Below are 19,476 nucleotides of genomic sequence, written 5' to 3'. Positions count from 1 at the left end.
ACGGCACAAATGACGGAGCAATTGGCGGCGTAGAAACCAACCCGATCCACCTTAGCCAAGCCGCCAAGCTGTCTCACCAGACGGGTCCACCTCACCGGAAACGGCGACCGTCTCAGGCTGCACGCAGCCTATTACGATAACGATATTGACGATTATCTGACGCGTTCGAATGTCATCTACGATACGCCCATCGCCGGTCAGGTCGGCGGTTTGGGAATGATCAATCTGGACAACGCCAGAATGACAGGGGTCGAGTTGAGCGCCGACTACGAGATCGGCAATTTTTCAGCTCGGCTTGGATGGAACCATGCGATCAAATCGCGTTTCTGCGCAAAACCCGGCACGCTCTGGAGACAGGACAGCCTGTGTAGCGAGGGTGGCTTCGCGAACAGCTACGCCTTGCAGCATGTCCCACCGAAAGACACCGTTTCGCTCGAACTCAAATACAGGATGTTCGAAAATCGCCTGTTACTGGGGACCAGAATTTCTCATTACTCGCATCGTTTTGCCGAAAGCACGGCAGCTACAATGCCCGAAATCCAGCCGGGAAAATGGAGGCCGTATACGTTGGTGGATGTGTTCGGCAGCTACGATTTCAACGAAACGACGCGTCTCGACTTTGCGATCGATAATCTGACCGACCAGTATTACATGGATGCGCTTAACGCCGCGCTGATGCCAGCGCCCGGCCGCACCTTCCGCCTGAACATCACGGCGAAGTTCTGACCTTCACGTTCAGGGTGGACCATTGGCCCGCCCTGAACACGTTGACCGACGCATTGTTCGCGTGACCGTCACTATATCCGCCGGTCTATCACCCGTGGCAATTACACATCAACCGGCCTTACCGGGAAGCGGATGTGGGATACATGCCTCAACGCAACATGTCGGAAAGAAACTTCTGCACCCGCGGATGCTCAGGATTGTTGAAGAACTCGCCGGGTGGAGACTGGGTGAGAATCCGGCCCCGATCCATGAACCAGATACGATCCGCGACCTTGCCCGCAAACCCCATTTCGTGAGTCACAATCATCATCGTCTGGCCTTCTTCGGCCAATTGCTGGATAACTGTCAGGACCTCACCCACCATTTCGGGATCGAGGGCGCTGGTGGGCTCGTCGAACAGCATCAGCGGAGCGTTTTGCGCCAAGGCCCGGGCAATCGCCACGCGCTGCTGCTGCCCACCCGAAAGACTTGCCGGCATTGCGTCCAGCTTGTCGGAAAGCCCGACCTTCTGCAACAGATGTTCGGCCAGTTCGGATGCCTCCCTGGCCGGCATGCCTGCCACCTTTAAAGGCGACAACGTGACGTTATCCCTCGCCGACAGATGCGGAAACAGATTGAACTGCTGGAAGACAAACCCGATCTTCGAACGAAGCTGGTTGATGTCGTAGTTTCGATCATGGATATCGCGACCGTCGACTACGATCTGGCCGCCGTCGATCTCCTCCAGACGGTTGATCGTGCGGATCATCGTCGACTTTCCGGAGCCTGACGGCCCGCAGATCACAATGACCTCCCCCTTTTTCACGGAGCCGGAAATACCGTCCAGTACCTTGAAGCTGGAGTAGTATTTTTCCAGATCGCGGATTTCCACCATGGTGTTGCGTGCGGTGTCCGTCATATGCGGATTTCCTTGCCTGGCGCGTTTGCAGCTTTTCGTCTGGCGCCAATGTCACGCTCGATCTTCCGCGACAGGACAGACAGCCCCCAACAGGGAATGAAATAGAAGAAGGCGAGTACGATGAAGGTACGCACCGGATTCGTCACCTCGATGGCGTTCACCTGCTGGGCCACGAAAGTCAGTTCCGAGACCCCGATAATGTAGACGATCGAAGTTGCCTTCACCGTGGAAACGAACTGGTTCACGAAGGATGGGATCATATTGACCAGCGCCTGCGGCAGAACCACGTAGCGCATGGCCTGCCAGTACCCCAACCCGATCGAACGCGCTGCTTCCGTCTGGCCTTTGGGGAGGCCGAGGATCCCGGCGCGGACGATTTCCGCCATGAATGCGGATTCGTAGATGATGATCGCCGCCATGGCCGTTGCGAAAGGCGTCATCGCGCGGCCGGTGAGTTCAGGGATCAGAAAATATGCCCAGAACAAAATCATCAGCAAAGGAATGCCGCGCAGCATGTAGACCCAGACGCTTGCGGGAATAAAGAACGCCGGATTCTTCGATGTACGGGCAAAACCAATCACGATGGCCAGCGGAAAGGAAACGCCGACGCCGACGCCGGCCAATACAAGCGTTCCGGCAAATCCGCCCAGTTCCGTCTCGGGCCAGCCGCCGAGCAGATAGAACAGCCCGTATTTCTGGATGAATTCGAACATGTGCGTCACCTGTAGGCCACGGTGAACCGTCTGGAGAACCAGGCGCCGGCAAACATGATGAGCAACGATATGGTGAGATAGGCGACCGTTGCGATGAAGTAGGCCTCGAACGCGCGAAAGGTGATGTTCTCGATGTTCCTGACCTGATAGGTCAGCTCCGCCACGCCGATCGCCATGGCCAGGCTGGTGTCCTTGAACAGAATCAGCGTGCGATTGAGAAGAGTGGGGATGGTCAGCCGCACCGCCTGCGGAAGAATGACATAGATGATCCCCCCCAGCGCGCTAAGCCCGATCGCGCGCGCGGCCTCGAACTGGGTCGCGGGAATGGCGCGAACGCCGGAGCGGATATCCTCGGCGAAATAGGCGCTGACATTCAGCGACAAGGCCACCCAGGCGAACAGGAATTCCGTGTTGCCACGATTGACCCACAAGCGGATCGAATCCGGCAGGAGCTCCGGCATGGCGAAGTACCACACCAGCATCTGCACCACGGTGGGGACATTGCGGTGATATTCAAGATAGGCGGAGACCACGAAGCGCACCACCGCAAACCTGACGTCGCGCAGGTTCGCCATCACCAGTGCGATCGCGAAACCGCAGATCCAGGAGGCGAGGAACAGCTTGCAGGTGATGAGAAGTCCATCCACTAGCGCAAGAAGAAACTCTTCTTGCGCCAGGAAGCTGAAATCCATGCCCATCCGATTTACTGCTCGATGGGTTCGACAGCGAAGTTGCGGACGAAATTATAGATCGACTTCGAGCCGAACCACTGATCGTAAAGTTCATCCAACTGGCCGGACTTGTCCAGCTCGACCACCGTCTCGTTAATGGCGGCAAGCAGATCGCTGTTGCCTTTCTGCACGATGATGCCGATATGCTCCTGCGCAACGGGCTCATCCAGCAGCCGGACGGGATCCTTGTCGCTTTCCCTGGAGTCGATCTCGAAACGCTTGGTGGTCAACTCGCCGCCGATGACGCCATCGACCTTCTCACTCTGCAGTGCGAGATAGCAGGGACCCAGTCCCTGAAGCGTAATAAGCTGCGAATTCTTGAAGGTCCTCGTGGCGATGGCGGCGCCGCTGGAGCCCTTGGCCGCGCAGATCTTGCGTCCGTCCATGTCCGCCGGTGTCTTGATGTCGGAATTCGCACGAACAAGAATGCGCACCGCGGCCTGAAGATACTGGTGGCTGAAATCAAACTGCTCGGCGCGCTCCGGCAACCATGTCACGGCCCCGGCCAGAACATCGACCCGACCCATCTTCAGCTCGCCGATGCGCGCTTCGGTGGAAACCGGCTTGTGAACCAGCTTCACGCCGATATGCTCGGCGATGGCCTTGCACATCTCCACATCGTAGCCAGCATACCGGTTGGTCTGGGTGTCGCGAAAGCCGTAAGGAGGCGCAGCATCCTGGGTAGCGCAGACGAGCTCGCCCTTCTGCTTGATCTCTTCGAGCGTAGCTCCGTGGGACACCGTGGCGACGCAGCCAGCCGCCAGAAGTCCCCCGACTATGGAAATGGTTCTTAGATTCCAGCGCACGTCACGTCCTCCTTATTGCGCACCCATCGAAAGAGCTGGACGCATCTCCCGATCTGATAAATATGTCATACATATATGATCAAATATCGTCAAGCGGATCAATTTGACGGCTTTCCAAAAGCCGGGACCCTGGAAAAATATTTGATATCGATATGATTTCATACAATATTTTTCTATTTTTAGATCGGATTGGCATTTACCTCCACCCATTGTCGCGGAGGAAGAGATAGACATTTTATGTTCGACATAATATATCCATCGCCAACCGAGAGCACTCTCTCGCACAGTTGGAACGTGGACCCGTCAATGCCGAATATCTATCAGTCAGCCATGTTCAACGCCGAGCGTTTTCCCGGAAAGATCGCGGTGTCGGACGCCGTCACCAAGCTTGACTTCGGCCAGTTCTGCCGACGCGCCCGAGCGCTGGCGAAATATCTGGAAAGCTTCGGCGTGCGCAGGGGTGAACGAGTCGCCATTATGGGCGACAACAGCATCGACTATCTGGCGCTCATGCACGCCACCGCCATCACCGGCTTTATTCTGGTGCCGGTCAACATACGTTACAATGTCGATGAACTGCTTTATCTGATCGACGACTGCGAACCGAAGGTGCTCCTCATCGACGCCGCCCTCTCGAAGATTTCGGAGTCGATCGCAGACAAGCTGTCGGGCCGGGTCGTGGTTCTGCATTCCCTGCCGGACGACCTGCCTGACCCCGATCTCCCGGCCCTGACGACACGTTTCGGCGACGTCGAGGATGGCGACGTATCGCTGATCCTGTATACATCCGGCACCACCTCGCGCCCCAAGGGGGCGATGCTCACCCATGGCAACCTTGTATGGAACGCCATCAACTACATTGTCGAACTGGGCATCAACGAGACGGCTCGCGCCATCCTGGCCACTCCATTGTTCCATGTCGGCGGGTTCGGCGTGGTCAACGGTCCGGTGCTCTATGCGGGCGGGTCGCTCCACATCCTGCCGCGGTTCGAGCCGGCCTCGACCATGGCCACGCTGATGGAGGTTCAGCCAACGCATCTGTTTCTGCTCTCGACCATGTGGGTCGGCCTGACGGACATGAAGGATTTCACCACACATCGCATCTCCTCGGTGACCTTCGTGCAGACGGCGGCCGCGCCACTGGGCGAATGGCGTCAGGAACACATCCGTCAGGTATTCCACAACGCCGAATTCAGTTGGGGATTCGGGCAGACGGAAAGCTGCGTGACCACAATCAAAAACCGCTACACGCACGAAATCATGTCTCATCCCGGCTCAACAGGCTATTTCTGGAGGCACTTCTCCTACCGCTTCGTCGATGAGCAGCGCCGCCTTCTGGAAGACCAGAAAGGCCCCGGAATTCTGGAGATCAAGGGGCCGACGATTTTCAGTGGTTATTGGCGGCAGCCCGACCTGACCCGCGAAACCCTGACGTCGGACGGCTGGCTGCATACCGGCGACATCATCAGGATCGATGAGGATGGTTTCGCGTATTTTCTCGGGCGCAGCAAGGATATGATCAAGACCGGCGGAGAGAACGTCGCAGCGCTTGAGGTTGAGAATTGCCTCGCGCGCCACGAAAGTGTGATGGAAGCTGCGGTTTTCGGCGTCCCCCACGAATATTGGGGAGAAGAACTTGTCGCCGCGGTGGTGGCGGCTGCCGGTTGCACGGTTGATGCGGGGGAATTGCGGGATTTTTGCCGCCAGCATCTGGCAGGATTCAAGGTTCCGAAGCGCATATTCATCGTTGACGGATTGCCTCATTCCTCGTCGGGGAAAGTTCAGAAATTCATGCTAAAGGAAAAAATTTCCGCACTTCTCGATCAGTAGCGTGCAGAAGAACCGGTTTCTTCAGTGAATTAGGGGGGCAGCTTGGCGAGAAGCAAATATACGGCGGGGGATATCGTCGATATTCTATCGTCCAGGATTGAAGATGGCGCGTATCTCGTTGGAAACAAGATTCCAAACGAACTGACACTGTGCGAAGAGTTCAATGTCAGCCGATATACGATGCGCGAGGCCATAAGACTGCTTCAGGAGCGCGGCCTTGTGGAGCGGCGCAAGCGAGCGGGCACCAAGGTCATCAACCGGTTTTCGAGAGGCAAGTACGGCCTTGATTTCGAGGCCGCGGACAGCCTTGGCCGTTATCTGCGTAACACGGATCTGTCGCTGGCTTCCGTTGAAGCCGTTCTGGAAGCGCAGCCAGCCGAATTGACGCTGGACGAAAACCTCAAGGACTGGATGCTGCTGAACACATATCGCAGCGTGCCGGGGGTAAACCGGCCCATTTCCTGGTCCTATATCTATATCCGCAAGGAATATAGCGGCATCGTCGAGATGGTCGGCAAGGTCCAGGGCGGCACCTATGCGCTGATCACGAAGCTGTATGGCGAGACGGTCAAATATGTCGATGTCGAGGTATCCGCATCAACCTTCCCGGAACCGATCGCCCAGACGCTGAAATATGACAGCAAAGACCCGGCCCTGCTTGTCATCCGCCGCTTCTACAACAGCTCGAACAAGCTGATGGAAGTCTCCATCTCCTACTACCCGCCGTACGAATTCCAGTACGCCACCCGCATTGTACTCTAGCGAGCAGAGCATCCCGAGGTTTTTCCATGAAAGATACTTACGGCAACAGCGTGACGGTCACTCGTGACGGCGCAACCGCAATCGTGCGTTTCGATCGTGGTCGCAACCGCAACGCCATTGATCAGGACGCCATTCTCGCTCTGACGGAACTCGCGCAGGACCTTTCTGATGCGCTCGACATCCATCTGGTGATTCTCACAGGCGCGAAGGATATCTTTTCGGCCGGGATAGATCTCAAGGATCCGGCCAAATGGCAGGAAACCGACACCTCGCTGCTGGCCCGGCGCAATGTGGCCCAGCGCGGGGCGCGACTGTGCCGCATGTGGCAGGACCTGCCGCAACTGACGGTAGCCGCCATCAACGGCCCGGCGGTGGGCGGTTCGGTGGCGCTGGCGCTCGCCTGCGACTGGCGCGTCATGGACCGGTCCTCCTTCCTGTATCTTCCTGAGACGAAGGTCGGGCTGAACATGGGATGGGGCGCCATCCCACGTATAGTTTCGCTTGTCGGCGCAGCCCGGGCGAAGAAACTTATCCTGCTTGCCGAGAAGCTTTCCGCCAACGATGCCCTTGACCTCGGCGTCATCGAGGAGATTGCCGAAACCGGCCAGGCGGTCGAGGCGGCGCAGGCCTTGCTCAAGCGCGCCGAGGTTTCGCCGCCAGCACTGTTGCGAATGACCAAAGAGGCGGTCAACGCCTGCGCGACACCGCTTCACCATATGGGCATCTACATGGATGCCGATCAGGCGATCGTTTGCCGCGACAGCGTCGAAGGCCAGCAGGCCCGCGAGCGCTTCCTGACGCGCTGAAGCAGCGCCAGACCGTTTATCCATTTCTGCAGACATATGGGATAACCCACATGCCGAAACCCGGCCCGAGCCAGACCCGCCTTCTCCATGCCGGACGCCCCAAGACAGGATGGGTCAACACGCCTGTCAGCCGCGCCAGCACTTACGTCTTTGAAACGATGGAAGCGCTGCACGATGCCCGCGCGCGCCGCGACACGGAACGTGTTGCTTCATATGGCGCCCGTGGCACCGACAGCACCATGGCGCTGGAGGAACTGGTTGAAGCACTGGAGGGTGGATATCGCTGCCATCTGTTCCCCACGGGACAGGCAGCTATCGCCGTGGTGCTGATGGGCTTTCTGGGAAGTGGCGACCATATCCTGTTGAGCGACGCCGTCTACGAACCGGTCCGAAGGTTTGTCAGCCATGAGATGGCCCGGCTCGGCGTCGAGCATACGATTTACAGGCCCGACGGCAGCGATATAGCCGAAAAGATCAGGGATAACACCCGTCTCATCTATGTCGAGAGTCCCGGGTCGATGACCTATGACATTGTCGACTTGCCGGCCATCGCACATCTGGCGCATGAGCGTGACATCCTCGTCGTCGCCGACAACACATGGGGATCGGGCATTCTCTACAGACCCCTCGATCTCGGCGCCGACATCTCGATCACGGCGGCCACGAAATATCTCGGCGGTCACGCCGACGTCATGATGGGCGTGGCCGTGGCCAATGAAGCGTCATGGCCGCGCCTGCACGCCGCAACGGTCAATTTCGGCCAGACCGCAAGCGCCGATGACGCCTTTCTGGTAGCAAGGGGAATCCGTTCGCTGCCGCTGCGCATCAAGGCGCATGGTGAACGCGCGCTTGCCGTCGCCGAATGGCTTTCGGCGCGGCCGGAAGTTGCCAGAATATATTGTCCCGCATTGCCCGACGACCCCAATCATGAACTCTGGAAGCGTGATTGCGCAGGCATGAATGGTTTGCTCAGCGTAGAGCTGACGAACGACTATTCGGCAAAGGATGTCGAAACCCTTGCCGAAACGCTGGAACTGTTCGGTATCGGCGCGTCATGGGGCGGCTTCGAAAGCCTGATCATGCCATCTGCCCCGCAGAAAATCCGCACGCTGGGGAACTGGAATGGTCGTGGTCCGTTCTTCCGCCTTCATACAGGGCTTGAAGAACTCACCGACATTATCGCCGATCTCGAAAAGGGCTTCGACGCACTGCGACCGCAGCGATGACTTATCCATCGATGGGTTAATCCTGCTTTCGCAGGCAGCGCCGCCAACGCCCGGATAAGGGAAGGCTGTAGACGTCAGAGAGATGGAAAACAGCGTGTAGTTCTGGAAGATCACACGGCGACGGGTCAGATCGGATGGCCTTCAGTCAACCCAGCCGGGCAGCCTCGATCGCGGCGACGTCGATCTTCCTCATCTCCATCATCGCCTCGAACGCGCGTTTCGCTTCAGCGCCGCCGGCAGCCATCGCCTCGGTCAGAACGCGCGGCGTGATCTGCCAGTTCACGCCCCATCTGTCCTTACACCAGCCGCACGCGCTTTCCTGTCCGCCATTGCCGACGATGGCGTTCCAGTAGCGGTCGGTTTCCTCCTGATCATCGGTGGCGATCTGGAACGAGAAGGCCTCGCTATGCTTGAACGCCGGCCCGCCATTGAGGCCGATACAGGGGATGCCGGCTACGGTGAAATCGACCGTCAGCACGTCACCCGCCTTGCCCGACGGGTAGTCGCTCGGAGCACGGTGGACCGCCTTCACCGAACTGTCAGGGAAAACCTCGGCATAGAAGCGGGCCGCCTCCTCGGCGTCCTTGTCGTACCAGAGGCAGATCGTGTTCCTGGCGATCGTCATATTTTGTCCTTTCGCTTCTCAAGGCCCCCAAAGGGTCGGCGCAGAGCCGCCGCCAATCGTGGATGAATGGTCGTCATTGCCGGCGACGTTAACGGGTTCGCGGTCCGACAAGACCAAAGCGCGCGCCCCGCGGGTCCTCGGCGACGAGAGCGAAGCAATTGCCGGGAATCTCGTCAGGCCCCTGAATCGTACGCCCGCCGGCCTGACCAAGCCGGTTCACGGCCTCATCGATATCGTCAACCGAGAAATAGACCTGCCAGCCGGGCTGCCCGTTCGGGGCCTCGCCCATCACCGCGCCGATGCATTCCGGTCCCGCATGGATAAAACTGTAGTCGCCGAGCTCGCCCATCGGCATCCCGCCCTCCCGGCGCAGGCCGAGAAGCGCACGGTAGAAGGCGATCGCCGCATCGGGGTCGGGCGCGCTAAGCTCGTTCCAGACCGCATGTCCCTGCGGCAGGTTCTCGCCGCACTGGAAGGCCTGGCTGTCTTGTTCGCTCGCGCCACGCATCAGATAGAAGAGCGCGCCCTGAGGGTCGGCAAGGAAGGCGAAGCGTCCCACTTCCGGAATATCCGTCGGCGGGACATGAACGGATGCGCCCGCCTGCCGGGCATCCCGAACGCTGCGGTCGACATCGTCAACGCCGAAATAGACCAGCCAACGCAGCGGCATCTCCGCACCATCAGGCTGCTGCATCAGCCCCGCAACGCCAGCGCTGCCAGCACTCGCGATGCGATAATCCATTTCCGGCGCGGTGCTCATAGCCTCGAACCGCCAGCCGAGCACAGCGCCATAGAAGCGCTCTGCGGCGTCCGCATCCGCGGTGATGAGTTCATACCAGATCGGAAGTCCCTGTCGGTTCGTCATCGCCTCATCCCCTGCTGTCGTTGATGATCTCGAAGCCGCCGAAGATCATCCGCCTGGCGTCGAAGGGCATCGGATTGTCCTTCATATGTGCGTCCATTTCCGCGAAAAGCTTTTCCTGGCCGGCGGCGCGGGTCGCCTTGTCCGGCCATTCCACCCACGAAAAGATGACAGTTTCATCGTCCGCAGCCTTCACCGAGCGGTAGAAATCGGTGACCTTGCCTTTGGGCACGTCCGCGCCCCAACACTCGACCACGCGCAACGCACCCCCGCTCAGGAAGAGCGGCGCGGCCTTTTCAGCGTGGTCGATGAACTTTTCCTTGTTCGCGGTCGGCACCGCCCCGACGAAGCCCTCTATATAACCGGCCTTACCGCCTTCGCCCCGATCGACGACCGGCTCGAAGCCGCCAAAGATCATTCGTTGGCCATCGAAGGGCATTTCACCGATCCCGGCCATGCGCGAGTCGCTCATCATCTTCTCTGACGCGGCGTCGCGCGTCGCCCGGTCGGCATATTCGATCCAGCCGAAGCCGATCGCCTCGTCCTCCTTCGCCTCGACGGCGCGATGGAAATCCGTGGTCTCGCCTCTTGGCACGTCATCGCCCCAGGCGTCCACGATCCGACCTGCGCCGAAATCCTGGAAGACGTGCACCACCTTTTTCGCGTGATCGAGAAAGGCCTCACGATTCGCTGTGGGAATGGCGGTAATGAATCCTTCGATGAAGGGCATGGAAATCTCCTTGAGAATTTGCAGACACGAATGGCCGGAAGGCGCGTCAGCCTGTCGTTTCGTATTTGATCGCGTTTTCCCGGAACGGCGCCAGTTGCCCGTCGAGCGCTCTGCGGAATGCAGGACGGGCGGTATGGAGTGAGACGTACCGGCGCAGGTCGGGCGACTCGTCGAGGAGGTCGAGGCTGTCGGCGATGCGCAGAACCGCCACCATGATCAGGTCCGCGACCGTGAAGCGGTCCGCAACGAGATGCTGGCGCTTCCCGAGCACATCGGCAAACTGCTTCAACCGCAACACGGCGCCGTTTCGCGCGCCGGGCCGGATCGTCGCCACGGCCCCGGCATCCGCGATACCGAAATGCTGTGGCTCTCGCTCAAAGAAGAAGAGCATCGCCATCATGCTCAGCGGCGGCTCCACGGTATTCAGCGCGGCGAACATCCAGGACAGGCACTGGTCGCGCCCGGCCTTGTCTCCGGGCAGGAGCGCCTCGCTCGCCTCGGCGATGCGCCACACGCAAGCGCCGGATTCGAACATGGTCCCGGGGCCGGCCGTCAGCGTCGGTATCTGGCCGAAAGGCTGACGGGACATGTTGTACGCTTGGGTCTGCGTGCCTTGCGCCACCAGCTCGACCTCATAGGGCAAGCCTGCCTCCTCCAGGGCCCAGCGCAGGCGAAGGTCGCGAACCAGACCCTGCGCGAAACCCGGAACCCAGTCATAGGCGGTGATCGTGACCGGTTCCCGGTCGAAAACGACGGCGTTCATGAGGCCGCTCCTGTCCCGGCCTCAGCCGGGCATCTGGTTGACGTGGAGAATATTATCGTCCGGGTCCCTGAACCAGACGAGCTTCATGCCACCGGTATGATGGATGTTATCGCGGAACTCGCCGATTTCGGGATAGTGTTCGAAGACGACGCCCTTCGCGGCGAGATCGGCGACGATCGCTTCGATCTCGTCCTCGACCTCCCAGACCACGGCGTTGGCGCGGTTCGTTCCGGCCGCGTCCGAGCGATAGACAACGAGATGCGTGGCCCCGGTGCGGAACACCAGCACTCCGTCCATGTCTTCCTCGGCCAATTCGAGGCCCAGCACGTCCGAATAGAAGCGCCGCGCCCGCGCAATGTCGGAAACGGCGACGATGGCCGAAGAATTCCTGTCCTTGAGCATGACCTCCTCCACTATGGCCAGCTTGACGATACAGTTGATATCAACATAAATACCTCATGTCCAGCAAACTGCCGAATCACGAAATCGTACCGTTCGAAATGACGCTCTTCGTGCGCGACCACTGTCTGTGTCTGCACACACAACGCGTCGCACGGATGGTGGCGCGCCGGTTCGACGAGACGCTGCGTCCACTGGGGCTGAAGAGCGGTCAGTTCTCGCTTCTGATGTCGCTCAACCGCCCGCATCCGCCGACGCTCGGTTCTGTGGCCGATCTTCTGGCGATGGATCGGACCACCTTGACGGCGAATCTCAAGCCGCTGGAACGCGACGGGCTGATCGAGGTGCGGCCTGACGAGCGGGACCGGCGGGCCCGCCGTCTCGTTCTGACGGAAAAGGGTCGCGCCCTGCTTTTCCGCGCCGTTCCGATCTGGACGAGCACGCACCGCGATGTGGAAAGCGCGTTGCCCCCCGGCGGGGCCGACCGCCTGCGCGCCGATCTCAATACACTTCTGCATCGCAATGAGAAGGATCGATCATAAAGACCGCAATCCGCTCCCGAGACGAGACGAGACGAGACGACGTGGCTGACGTTATGATGCTGGTGACCGCTCCGGGGGCTGGTGCAGTTCGAAGACCCGCAACAAGCAACGGGCCGATGACCGAGCCGCGTGGCGCTATGCATTTCCGTTGCAACCTTGGAATCCCGCGATTCAAAACCAGATGACACTGACAGTCAGCAAGCGATCCTGTGTCCAGGCGCAGCCATGGACCCCTGCTATGTCCCGCGGCCTTCCATGAACAGGGGTCTGGCCTCCTCAAAAACCACCTTCGGCAAAGATCTTAGAACCTCTGCTTCATAGGGCAGATGTTCAAAATAGGAAGCCGTCAGTCGCGCCACAGCCTTTGCCTGAGCCAGGTCCCGACGCCGCTTGATGGGTTCTCGGTCCACACGCTTCGACACCCACAGCTTGTGTGCGGCAAAGACGCGAGGATCGGGCGCAATCATTCGCAGCGGCCACCCCTTCTCGTCGATCGCGACGGCCTCGAACGGAGCACTGTTCTCCAGCCACGCCAAGCCTTCGATTCCGGCCGCGACCAGTTCTTCATCCCCAGTCCCAACCGTCTCACGATCCCTGCTCCATGCAGGGCTGGCGATGGGCTTGATCAGATCTACAAGGAAACCATCGCGGTTGATGGCGCGGAATGATGCCTGTGAGCGCTCAAAGGATTTATCGACTTTGCGCAGCAGATTGATCAGCGTCCCATCCTCCACCCCATCGCCAGCCATGATCCTGAGGGCCCGGCGGGCGTCCATGAGAAGGTCGATGTCTTCCGTCGTCGTAATTCCGGGATCGACAAACACGCCAGCGGCGGCTTCATAAGCGTAGATTGCATTGGTTCCGGCAATGCTTATGCCTGAGCCAAGCAGGCCTGCGTTATCCAGCGCCCTGATGATCCTCGCCGTAAGCAGCGGCACGCGCCCAAGCCTCAAAGCACGATTGACCGCAGCCTGGCGTTCCAGCTGCTCCTTTCGGGCCACCAACGTTTCCTGTGCGGATGTTCGGGCGGCCTCCCAATCGGCCTTCGTCTTTTCCGTTTCGAACGACCGGCGCCCTTCCATCTTCTGACGCCTCACGCCTGAAGAGCTATAGTAGCTGCGCGCCAGATGTTCGACACCGCCCACCATGTGCCACACCAGCGAGCCCCGGTAGCTTTGGGCTTTTTGGCGGGCCTGCTCATACGCCGAGAAGCGCTGATCGGAATTCACCTTCTCACGCCTCTGATCGTTGTTTAATTCAATAAAATCAGACATACCAACATTTGATCGATGATTTATATCAGACTGTTGCAAGGCACGTTATGCTGATATAACCGACTTTGCAACAATTTGGATGTATTTCATTCAAATCTGTTGATCTATTTGATTTTACGGATAATTTTTGTCAGATTTCAGATCTGCACTCCGGCGACGACCGCGTATATCCACGACAAATGGCTTCGTGGTCTATGCCTTGTTCATTCTCTTGACGATCTTGGGAGAAAGGCCGTGCGATGAAGACGGTTTAGCCGTCATTCATGGCGTCGCGTTGCGGTCTCTACAAATAATCGGGATGACCGCTGGTAGATCAAATCATAAGGTTGATGAGGTTAAGTCGGACGACGCGGCCGGGCGAAGCGCCTGCCCGCTTCCGTGGTGCTGACGCCGCAGAACGACAGCCAATATGCGACCAAAGGGAAGATGTCGCCTGTCGCAATATGGAGATCAACGCATGACTCCGGCACGCCGCCGCGGATGGGACGCCCCGCCGCCAGTCGGCTACATGGAAGACAGTTTTATAAGCTGAGCTCAGTTGAGCCCGAGTTTTTTCTTCAACTCGGCATTCTCCTTGCGCAAACGCTCTGCGAGGAGGCTCTTCAGACGTTTGTTCTCTTCCTCAAGTGCCAGCAGGTCCTTCAGGTCCCCGCCCGCCGATGCAGCGGTCGCCGTCTTTTTCCACTGATAGTAGGTTTGCTCCGATATGCCGGCCTGACCCGTGGCGTGCTTGACGCTCTCTCCACGACCGACCGACTTCTCGATCTGGCCGAGCAACTGGCCGCGTTCTTTTTCAGAGTAGACCTTGCGCGTCTTACGAACCGTCGCAGCAGCGGCAGTTTCCGCAAGCATCGATTTGGCGCCTGCCTTTCGCGCCGGCCTGGCTACTTTCGACCGGGGAGTCTTTTTCTTTGCTTCAGCTGCTTTCGCAGGCGCTTCGGTGGCGATCTGCACTGGTTCAGTCTCTTGAGGATCGGCCATAAGATACTCCGCTCGTGGTTCTTTCACCTCTACAACATCAATGGGTGTCACGTGAGAGTCAATAAGCTGACAATTTTGAAGTAGACTTACCCGGCGGAATGGAAGGATTTTATGCTTTCATTGAACGCAACAAAAAGACCTGATGGGCAAACGAGAAAGACGTATTTCATGGAAACGTTCAGGTGGGCAACAGTGAGGCTGAAGGAAACTGGCGGTACTGTCGGCCAGGCGGCACGCAATTTGGGGATTTGATTGCCCAGCCTGACACGCTGGAAACTGTAATGCCGGGGTGCTGATCTGTGATCCGGTGAAATGGAAGCCTCAGCTCAATCTTCTTCGATGAAGACTTCTTTCCACTTCCGGGAAATTGAAGAGGGAGGAAACCAGCGCGAGAAGAATGACCGCGATCACCAGGAGTTTGATCTTACCGCCACCCGGCTCGTCACCGAAGGACTGCACGAGCCGCTGGACGCGGCGGAGCGCCGGTCATTTCCTGGAGCGTCCCATATGCGGTGGAATGCTGTTGGTTCTCCGGTCGCAACGCCGGAATGGCTCACCTGAGCGCCTCGACAGCTTCCGGTAGCCATCGTTTGCTGTTGTACCCATCCGGCGGCCGAGGGCGAAGGAGGCGGAGGGATGTTTTCGCTGTATCCGCCTGGATCGACATAACCAAGAGAGCAATACCCCGTAAGGCGCGTTAGACGGGCGTTGCTGCCGGGGCAGTACCTCCCTTCATCCAGGAAGCGGGCGAAATTGATCCCGCGTCGGAGCATATGGTTGATCAGCTTCAGCACCTCGGCTGAGCGCGAGCGACCTTCGCATTCATGGAGCAACCAGCTACCCGCCTTGCACTCGGTCGCAAGTCCTCGACAACTCAGCTCATCGACATCAGGTTGGTGATCAGTCCCGGTTTCACTTCGATCGTTGGCCGTGGCGGTTCCAGGTAGCCGATATCCGTCAACTGGTCGCGATCCAGACCAGCTATGGCCCTGCGCGTGAGCCCCGCCTGACGCCACTGCTGGATGGCGGCCAATGTCGACGCCATCCATTTCCAGGGCCGCAACACATATCCTCGTTCCGCTTTGGGAACCTGCACCTCCGCCATCGCGGCCTCCCGTGTCCAGATGCGGCCTGGTGGCCGCATGGGCCCCTCGCCCCTGTCATGGAGCAAGCATCGACCAATGGATGTGCCCGGTCATGAGCTCACCATGGTTTTTCGGTGAAGTTTGGGTAAAATCATCGATCTGGTGTTGGGTGCGCGCGCCAGAGCGCGCAGATTGGCCGGGAGGGGAGCCGGCTGCGCGAACACATTGGGATGAAGGAGATGGACAGCATCAGCGGGGTCCACACCGGGGCTCTTGGCGAGAGCGAGGTGCTGTCGTTCCCGCCGTTTCGCCTTGACCCCGCCGACAAGCGCCTCTGGCGCGGCGAGCGGCCGATCCCTCTCAAGCCGAAGTCATTTCAGGTCCTGCATCATCTGCTTACGCATGCAGGAAGACTGGTGACCAAGCGCGCGCTCCTCGATGCGGTCTGGCATGATGTGCATGTCGGCGACGCCAACATCAAAACGGCGATCAAGGAAATCCGGCGCGCCCTGGGGGATTCGACCGAAACGCCGCGTTTCGTCGCGACGGTCCATCGGTATGGGTATCGCTTCATTTTCCCCGTCGGGGTCGAGGCCCAAGCCGCGACGGATCTGGCGTCTTGTGACCTGCATCCGCCATATGCTTCGGCCACTGCGTCAGGTCATGAGGTATTTTCGCCTTCGCGGCTGGTGGCGCGCGCGGCGGAACTGTCATCCTTGGGCGATATGCTGGCGAAGGCGCGCACCGGTGAACGACAACTGGTTCTGGTCACGGGGCCGCCGGGCATCGGCAAGTCCGTGCTGCTTCATACGTTTCTCGGTGCATCGGCGGATCGGCGAGATCTGTGGTTGGCGCGCGGACAATGCCTGCCGCATATTGGCAGGACAGAGCCATATCTGCCCCTTCTGGACGCCCTCAGCCTGCTGTGCCGCGAACGCGATGGAGCCACTGTGCAATCAGTGCTCGCCCGCTACGCCCCGGCCTGGCTGGCGCAAATGCCGGCGCTGCTCAGCGATGCGGAAGCGGAGGGGTTACAGCGGCGAACTTTCAGGATGGGACCAGAACGCATGCTGCGGCAGATGGCCGATGCGGTCGAGGCGCTCTCCGTCGAGCGACCGGTGGTGCTGTGCCTTGACGACTTGCAATGGTGCGACGGCGCCACCCTGGAACTGATCGACACCCTGACGCGCCGCCGGGCGCCGAAGGCGCGGCTTCTCATCATCGGAGCGTATCGCACCACCGAGATGGCGGACGCCCGTCATCCGCTGCTGGTCCTGAAACGGGAGATGCAGGTTCGCGGCCTGTGCGAGGAGCTTTCACTCGAGCCACTGTCCAAGGCGGCCGTTGCAGCCTATTGCGCCAGCCGGTTCGGCGCTGATAACGTCCTCTGTTCTCTTCCGGGGCTTGTTTATGAGCAGAGCGGGGGGCATCCGCTGTTCATGACCGCCATCATCGATGATCTGGTGCGACGCGGCGAGATCGTGCATCGTGACGGACGCTGGAGCCTCGCCGCCTCCATTCAAAAACCTGCGCTTCCGGCCAGTGTTCGGGAATTTGTCGCGGGCGAGTTCGAGCAGCTCGATGCGCGTGCCAGGCAGTTGCTGGAGGTCGCGAGCGTGCTGGGGCCCGAATTCTCCATGGCCGAGCTGGCGGCGGTGCTGGCGCCCGAGGCAGAGGCGCAGGACCTCGAAGCGTTGGCTCTGGCGATGGCGCGTCGCCAGATTTTCCTTGCCCCCGCCAGCTATGCAGGGAAACTGCCTGGGGCCGCCGGGGCCCGTTTCGCGTTCCGCCATGATCTCTATCGGGAAGTGGTCTATGCCGGGCTCACTTTGGGTCGGCGCAGCGCTCTGCATCGCAGCATCGGCGAATGGCGCGAACAGGTGCTCGGCGAGCGCGCCGCGGAAATCGCCAGCACGCTGGCCGTCCATTTTGAAGCCTGTGAGGACTGGTTTCGCGCGGCGCGTTACCATCGGCTGGCGGGCGAGCAGGCGCAGCATCGTCACGCTCCACGTGTGGCGGCCGAGCATGCGCGGTGCGGGATCACACTCATTCAGAGCGCTGCATCGAACCAGGACATGATCCGGGAGGAGCTTCTGTTACAGCAATTGCTGGCGGTCGCCTTGATCACCAGCGACGGGTTCGCCGCAGCCGAGCTTTCCGACGTCTACGCCCGGGCGGACGAACTATGCCGGGAGATTGACGATCTTGATAGCGCAATCGTCGTGCAATGCGGCTTCTGGAACCTTGCGCTCAATCGAGGCGACGGAGGTCGTGTCAGGGAAGTGTGCAATCAACTCCTGGCGCGTGCCGAGAGCCATCCGGAGCCGGTTGCGCTGCTGCAGGCGCAAAATGTCGCCGCCCAAACGGAACTGTTCGCAGGGGAGTTTGGGGCGGCGGAGTTTCATCTGGAGCGCTGTCTTTCACTGTACAATACCGAGGCCCACCGTCATCTTGTCGATACTTATGATGAGAGCCCCGGCGTGGTTATCCGTCTGGCCGCAGGCTGGATGAGATGGGCACAGGGGCGCGCCGACGAAGCGCGTCGCCACATCGAAGCGGCTTTGGGACTGAGTCGCGCCAGCGATCATCCGTTCGCCGTCGAGCAGGGCCTGTGGGGCGCGGCGGTTGTCCACCAGCACTGCGGCGATGTCGGCCGTGTTCACGACCATGTGGAGGAGCTGATCTGGCTCTGTCGGAAGACAGGCGCCTCGCTGTGGCTGGGTGGCGCGCGGATACTGCGCGGTTGGACGTTGGTCCAAAGCGGGCGGAGGGGCGCCGGCATCACCGCGCTTCGGCGCGGCATCGACCAGTGGCGCGCGACAGGAACCATGTGGCTGATGCCCTACTATCTGTGCCTGATGGCCGACGCCCTGTCCCGGGAGCGAATGTGGGAGGAGGCGTCCGCCCTGCTGGAGGAAGCGCAGGCGATCGCCAAAAACACCGGCGAACGCTGGTACGACGCCGAACTCTGCCGGCTTGCAGGCGAACTGGCCCGGCGACGAGGGGAGTCCCAGACGGCCGAAACCTGGTTCCTGCAAGGACTCGACATCAGCCGACGCCAGGGCGCTTCTTCCTGGGAACTGCGTGCCGCCGCAAGCCTCGCCTCGCTGTGGCGCGCGCAAGGTCGGGCCTCACAGGCGCACGGCCTCCTGGCTGACGTCTATAGCGGCTTCGTGGAAGGTATGGACACGGCGGATCTGAAGAACGCCAGAGCGCTGCTTGATACGTGGGGATGACCGCTCCCTCGACCACGGAGATAAACGCTGACCAGATGACCGCCAGACCAGTGCTGATTTTCTATCGGCACCAGGCTTCCCCAAGCATCGTAGAGAATAGCCGCAGAAAGCGACTTCCTCTCCGCGCGTGCTGGTGAAGCAGCATCAGCCATCTGGTCGATCAGTCGCTGCGAATACTTCAGAATGTCATCGATATTGGCGAACTCGCGCGAAAGGGGATCGTTGTCGCCATGATCATCCCCATTCAGGCGGCTGTCGTGGGGGTAAAGCAATCAGATGACCGCCGCCGGGCGCTTTCCGATGACGGCCGGCGAATTGAAGCCGACCTCCCATCCCGTCGCGCAAATGAACGTGTTGGTCGCCGAAGAAAGCGGTTGGGCCGGAGGCGTTATCGTTCTACCTACCGACGGAGAAAAGGCCTGCGGAACCAGCAGAGATCATTCTTCAGAAAACGGGCTGGCTCAATATCGGCGGTCAGGAA

At 59.8% G+C, this 19,476-nt stretch carries 20 protein-coding genes and 2 pseudogenes; 8 read left to right on the top strand and 14 right to left on the bottom strand.

Features of this window, described 5'->3' with window-relative positions:
• Nucleotides 1-111: 111 nt before the first annotated feature.
• Nucleotides 112-726, top strand: a pseudogene (locus tag ABID44_RS15960) (TonB-dependent receptor domain-containing protein); the annotation flags it as partial.
• A 148-nt stretch (nucleotides 727-874) separates the two neighbouring features.
• Here the strand turns inward: ABID44_RS15960 and ABID44_RS15955 are convergent.
• Genes ABID44_RS15955 through ABID44_RS15940 form a run of 4 tightly spaced genes read right to left on the bottom strand, consistent with a single transcriptional unit; the run spans nucleotide 875 to nucleotide 3,874 of the window.
• Entirely contained in the window at nucleotides 875-1,624 is a 750-nt protein-coding gene (locus ABID44_RS15955) for an amino acid ABC transporter ATP-binding protein (RefSeq protein ID WP_354152699.1), read from the bottom strand.
• Nucleotides 1,621-2,337: an amino acid ABC transporter permease gene (locus ABID44_RS15950; RefSeq protein ID WP_354152698.1), complete on the bottom strand. Its 717-nt coding sequence runs from the start codon at nucleotides 2,335-2,337 to the stop codon at nucleotides 1,621-1,623. Before ABID44_RS15950 ends, ABID44_RS15955 begins: the two co-directional genes overlap by 4 nt.
• Nucleotides 2,338-2,342: 5 nt before the next feature.
• Nucleotides 2,343-3,029 (bottom strand): amino acid ABC transporter permease, encoded by a 687-nt coding sequence (locus ABID44_RS15945; protein WP_354152697.1) that lies wholly within the window; start codon nucleotides 3,027-3,029, stop codon nucleotides 2,343-2,345.
• Between the two features lie 11 nt (nucleotides 3,030-3,040).
• Nucleotides 3,041-3,874: a transporter substrate-binding domain-containing protein gene (locus ABID44_RS15940; protein ID WP_354152696.1), complete on the bottom strand. Its 834-nt coding sequence runs from the start codon at nucleotides 3,872-3,874 to the stop codon at nucleotides 3,041-3,043.
• A gap of 306 nt (nucleotides 3,875-4,180) precedes the next feature.
• On the opposite strand from ABID44_RS15940, the gene ABID44_RS15935 reads away from it, so the two are divergent.
• The 4 genes from ABID44_RS15935 to metC are packed head-to-tail and all read left to right on the top strand — an operon-like array spanning nucleotide 4,181 to nucleotide 8,498.
• On the top strand, nucleotides 4,181-5,704 hold the full coding sequence (locus ABID44_RS15935; RefSeq protein WP_354152695.1) for a class I adenylate-forming enzyme family protein: 1,524 nt from the start codon (nucleotides 4,181-4,183) through the stop codon (nucleotides 5,702-5,704).
• Nucleotides 5,705-5,746: 42 nt separating this feature from the next.
• Entirely contained in the window at nucleotides 5,747-6,466 is a 720-nt protein-coding gene (locus ABID44_RS15930) for a GntR family transcriptional regulator (RefSeq protein WP_354152694.1), read from the top strand.
• A gap of 26 nt (nucleotides 6,467-6,492) precedes the next feature.
• Complete coding sequence (locus ABID44_RS15925) at nucleotides 6,493-7,272, top strand: enoyl-CoA hydratase/isomerase family protein (RefSeq protein WP_354152693.1); 780 nt, start codon at nucleotides 6,493-6,495, stop codon at nucleotides 7,270-7,272.
• Nucleotides 7,273-7,322: 50 nt separating this feature from the next.
• On the top strand, nucleotides 7,323-8,498 hold the full coding sequence (metC, locus tag ABID44_RS15920; protein ID WP_354152692.1) for a cystathionine beta-lyase: 1,176 nt from the start codon (nucleotides 7,323-7,325) through the stop codon (nucleotides 8,496-8,498).
• A 145-nt stretch (nucleotides 8,499-8,643) separates the two neighbouring features.
• Here the strand turns inward: metC and ABID44_RS15915 are convergent, their stop codons facing one another.
• From ABID44_RS15915 to ABID44_RS15895, 5 genes are all read right to left on the bottom strand, one after another.
• On the bottom strand, nucleotides 8,644-9,123 hold the full coding sequence (locus tag ABID44_RS15915; protein ID WP_354152691.1) for a VOC family protein: 480 nt from the start codon (nucleotides 9,121-9,123) through the stop codon (nucleotides 8,644-8,646).
• A gap of 88 nt (nucleotides 9,124-9,211) precedes the next feature.
• Complete coding sequence (locus tag ABID44_RS15910) at nucleotides 9,212-9,988, bottom strand: VOC family protein (protein WP_354152690.1); 777 nt, start codon at nucleotides 9,986-9,988, stop codon at nucleotides 9,212-9,214.
• A gap of 4 nt (nucleotides 9,989-9,992) precedes the next feature.
• Complete coding sequence (locus tag ABID44_RS15905) at nucleotides 9,993-10,715, bottom strand: DUF1428 domain-containing protein (RefSeq protein WP_354152689.1); 723 nt, start codon at nucleotides 10,713-10,715, stop codon at nucleotides 9,993-9,995.
• Between the two features lie 46 nt (nucleotides 10,716-10,761).
• Nucleotides 10,762-11,478, bottom strand: a complete 717-nt coding sequence (locus ABID44_RS15900; protein WP_354152688.1) for a glutathione S-transferase family protein — start codon at nucleotides 11,476-11,478, stop codon at nucleotides 10,762-10,764.
• 21 nt (nucleotides 11,479-11,499) lie between these two features.
• Nucleotides 11,500-11,880, bottom strand: a complete 381-nt coding sequence (locus tag ABID44_RS15895) for a VOC family protein (RefSeq protein ID WP_354152687.1) — start codon at nucleotides 11,878-11,880, stop codon at nucleotides 11,500-11,502.
• A 56-nt stretch (nucleotides 11,881-11,936) separates the two neighbouring features.
• On the opposite strand from ABID44_RS15895, the gene ABID44_RS15890 reads away from it, so the two are divergent.
• Complete coding sequence (locus tag ABID44_RS15890) at nucleotides 11,937-12,419, top strand: MarR family winged helix-turn-helix transcriptional regulator (RefSeq protein ID WP_354152686.1); 483 nt, start codon at nucleotides 11,937-11,939, stop codon at nucleotides 12,417-12,419.
• A 236-nt stretch (nucleotides 12,420-12,655) separates the two neighbouring features.
• Here ABID44_RS15890 and ABID44_RS15885 read toward each other — a convergent pair whose 3' ends face one another.
• Together ABID44_RS15885 and ABID44_RS15880 are read right to left on the bottom strand one after the other, a co-directional pair.
• Nucleotides 12,656-13,693 (bottom strand): GSU2403 family nucleotidyltransferase fold protein, encoded by a 1,038-nt coding sequence (locus ABID44_RS15885; RefSeq protein ID WP_354152685.1) that lies wholly within the window; start codon nucleotides 13,691-13,693, stop codon nucleotides 12,656-12,658.
• Between the two features lie 534 nt (nucleotides 13,694-14,227).
• Nucleotides 14,228-14,674: a transposase gene (locus tag ABID44_RS15880; RefSeq protein ID WP_354152684.1), complete on the bottom strand. Its 447-nt coding sequence runs from the start codon at nucleotides 14,672-14,674 to the stop codon at nucleotides 14,228-14,230.
• A 312-nt stretch (nucleotides 14,675-14,986) separates the two neighbouring features.
• Here ABID44_RS15880 and ABID44_RS15875 point away from each other — a divergent pair, with 312 nt between their 5' ends.
• Complete coding sequence (locus ABID44_RS15875; RefSeq protein ID WP_354152683.1) at nucleotides 14,987-15,235, top strand: hypothetical protein; 249 nt, start codon at nucleotides 14,987-14,989, stop codon at nucleotides 15,233-15,235.
• 112 nt (nucleotides 15,236-15,347) lie between these two features.
• On the opposite strand, the pseudogene ABID44_RS18695 reads toward ABID44_RS15875, so the two are convergent.
• Together ABID44_RS18695 and ABID44_RS15870 are read right to left on the bottom strand one after the other, a co-directional pair.
• Nucleotides 15,348-15,513 (bottom strand): annotated as a pseudogene (locus tag ABID44_RS18695) (IS66 family transposase); the annotation flags it as partial.
• 35 nt (nucleotides 15,514-15,548) lie between these two features.
• Nucleotides 15,549-15,818 (bottom strand): DUF1127 domain-containing protein, encoded by a 270-nt coding sequence (locus ABID44_RS15870; protein WP_354152682.1) that lies wholly within the window; start codon nucleotides 15,816-15,818, stop codon nucleotides 15,549-15,551.
• Between the two features lie 180 nt (nucleotides 15,819-15,998).
• Between ABID44_RS15870 and ABID44_RS15865 the strand changes: the two genes are divergently transcribed.
• Complete coding sequence (locus ABID44_RS15865) at nucleotides 15,999-18,995, top strand: ATP-binding protein (RefSeq protein ID WP_354152681.1); 2,997 nt, start codon at nucleotides 15,999-16,001, stop codon at nucleotides 18,993-18,995.
• Here ABID44_RS15865 and ABID44_RS15860 read toward each other — a convergent pair.
• Nucleotides 18,920-19,147, bottom strand: coding sequence for a DUF1612 domain-containing protein (locus ABID44_RS15860; protein WP_354152703.1), 228 nt, complete (start codon nucleotides 19,145-19,147; stop codon nucleotides 18,920-18,922). The two genes, ABID44_RS15865 and ABID44_RS15860, sit on opposite strands and share 76 nt — an antisense overlap.
• Nucleotides 19,148-19,476: the final 329 nt, after the last annotated feature.

It is taken from the genome of Aquamicrobium ahrensii (assembly GCF_040545755.1).
Taxonomy (GTDB): domain Bacteria; phylum Pseudomonadota; class Alphaproteobacteria; order Rhizobiales; family Rhizobiaceae; genus Mesorhizobium; species Mesorhizobium ahrensii.
Note: the sequence above shows the minus strand (reverse complement) of the source record. Positions and strands in the feature narration are given on the sequence as shown.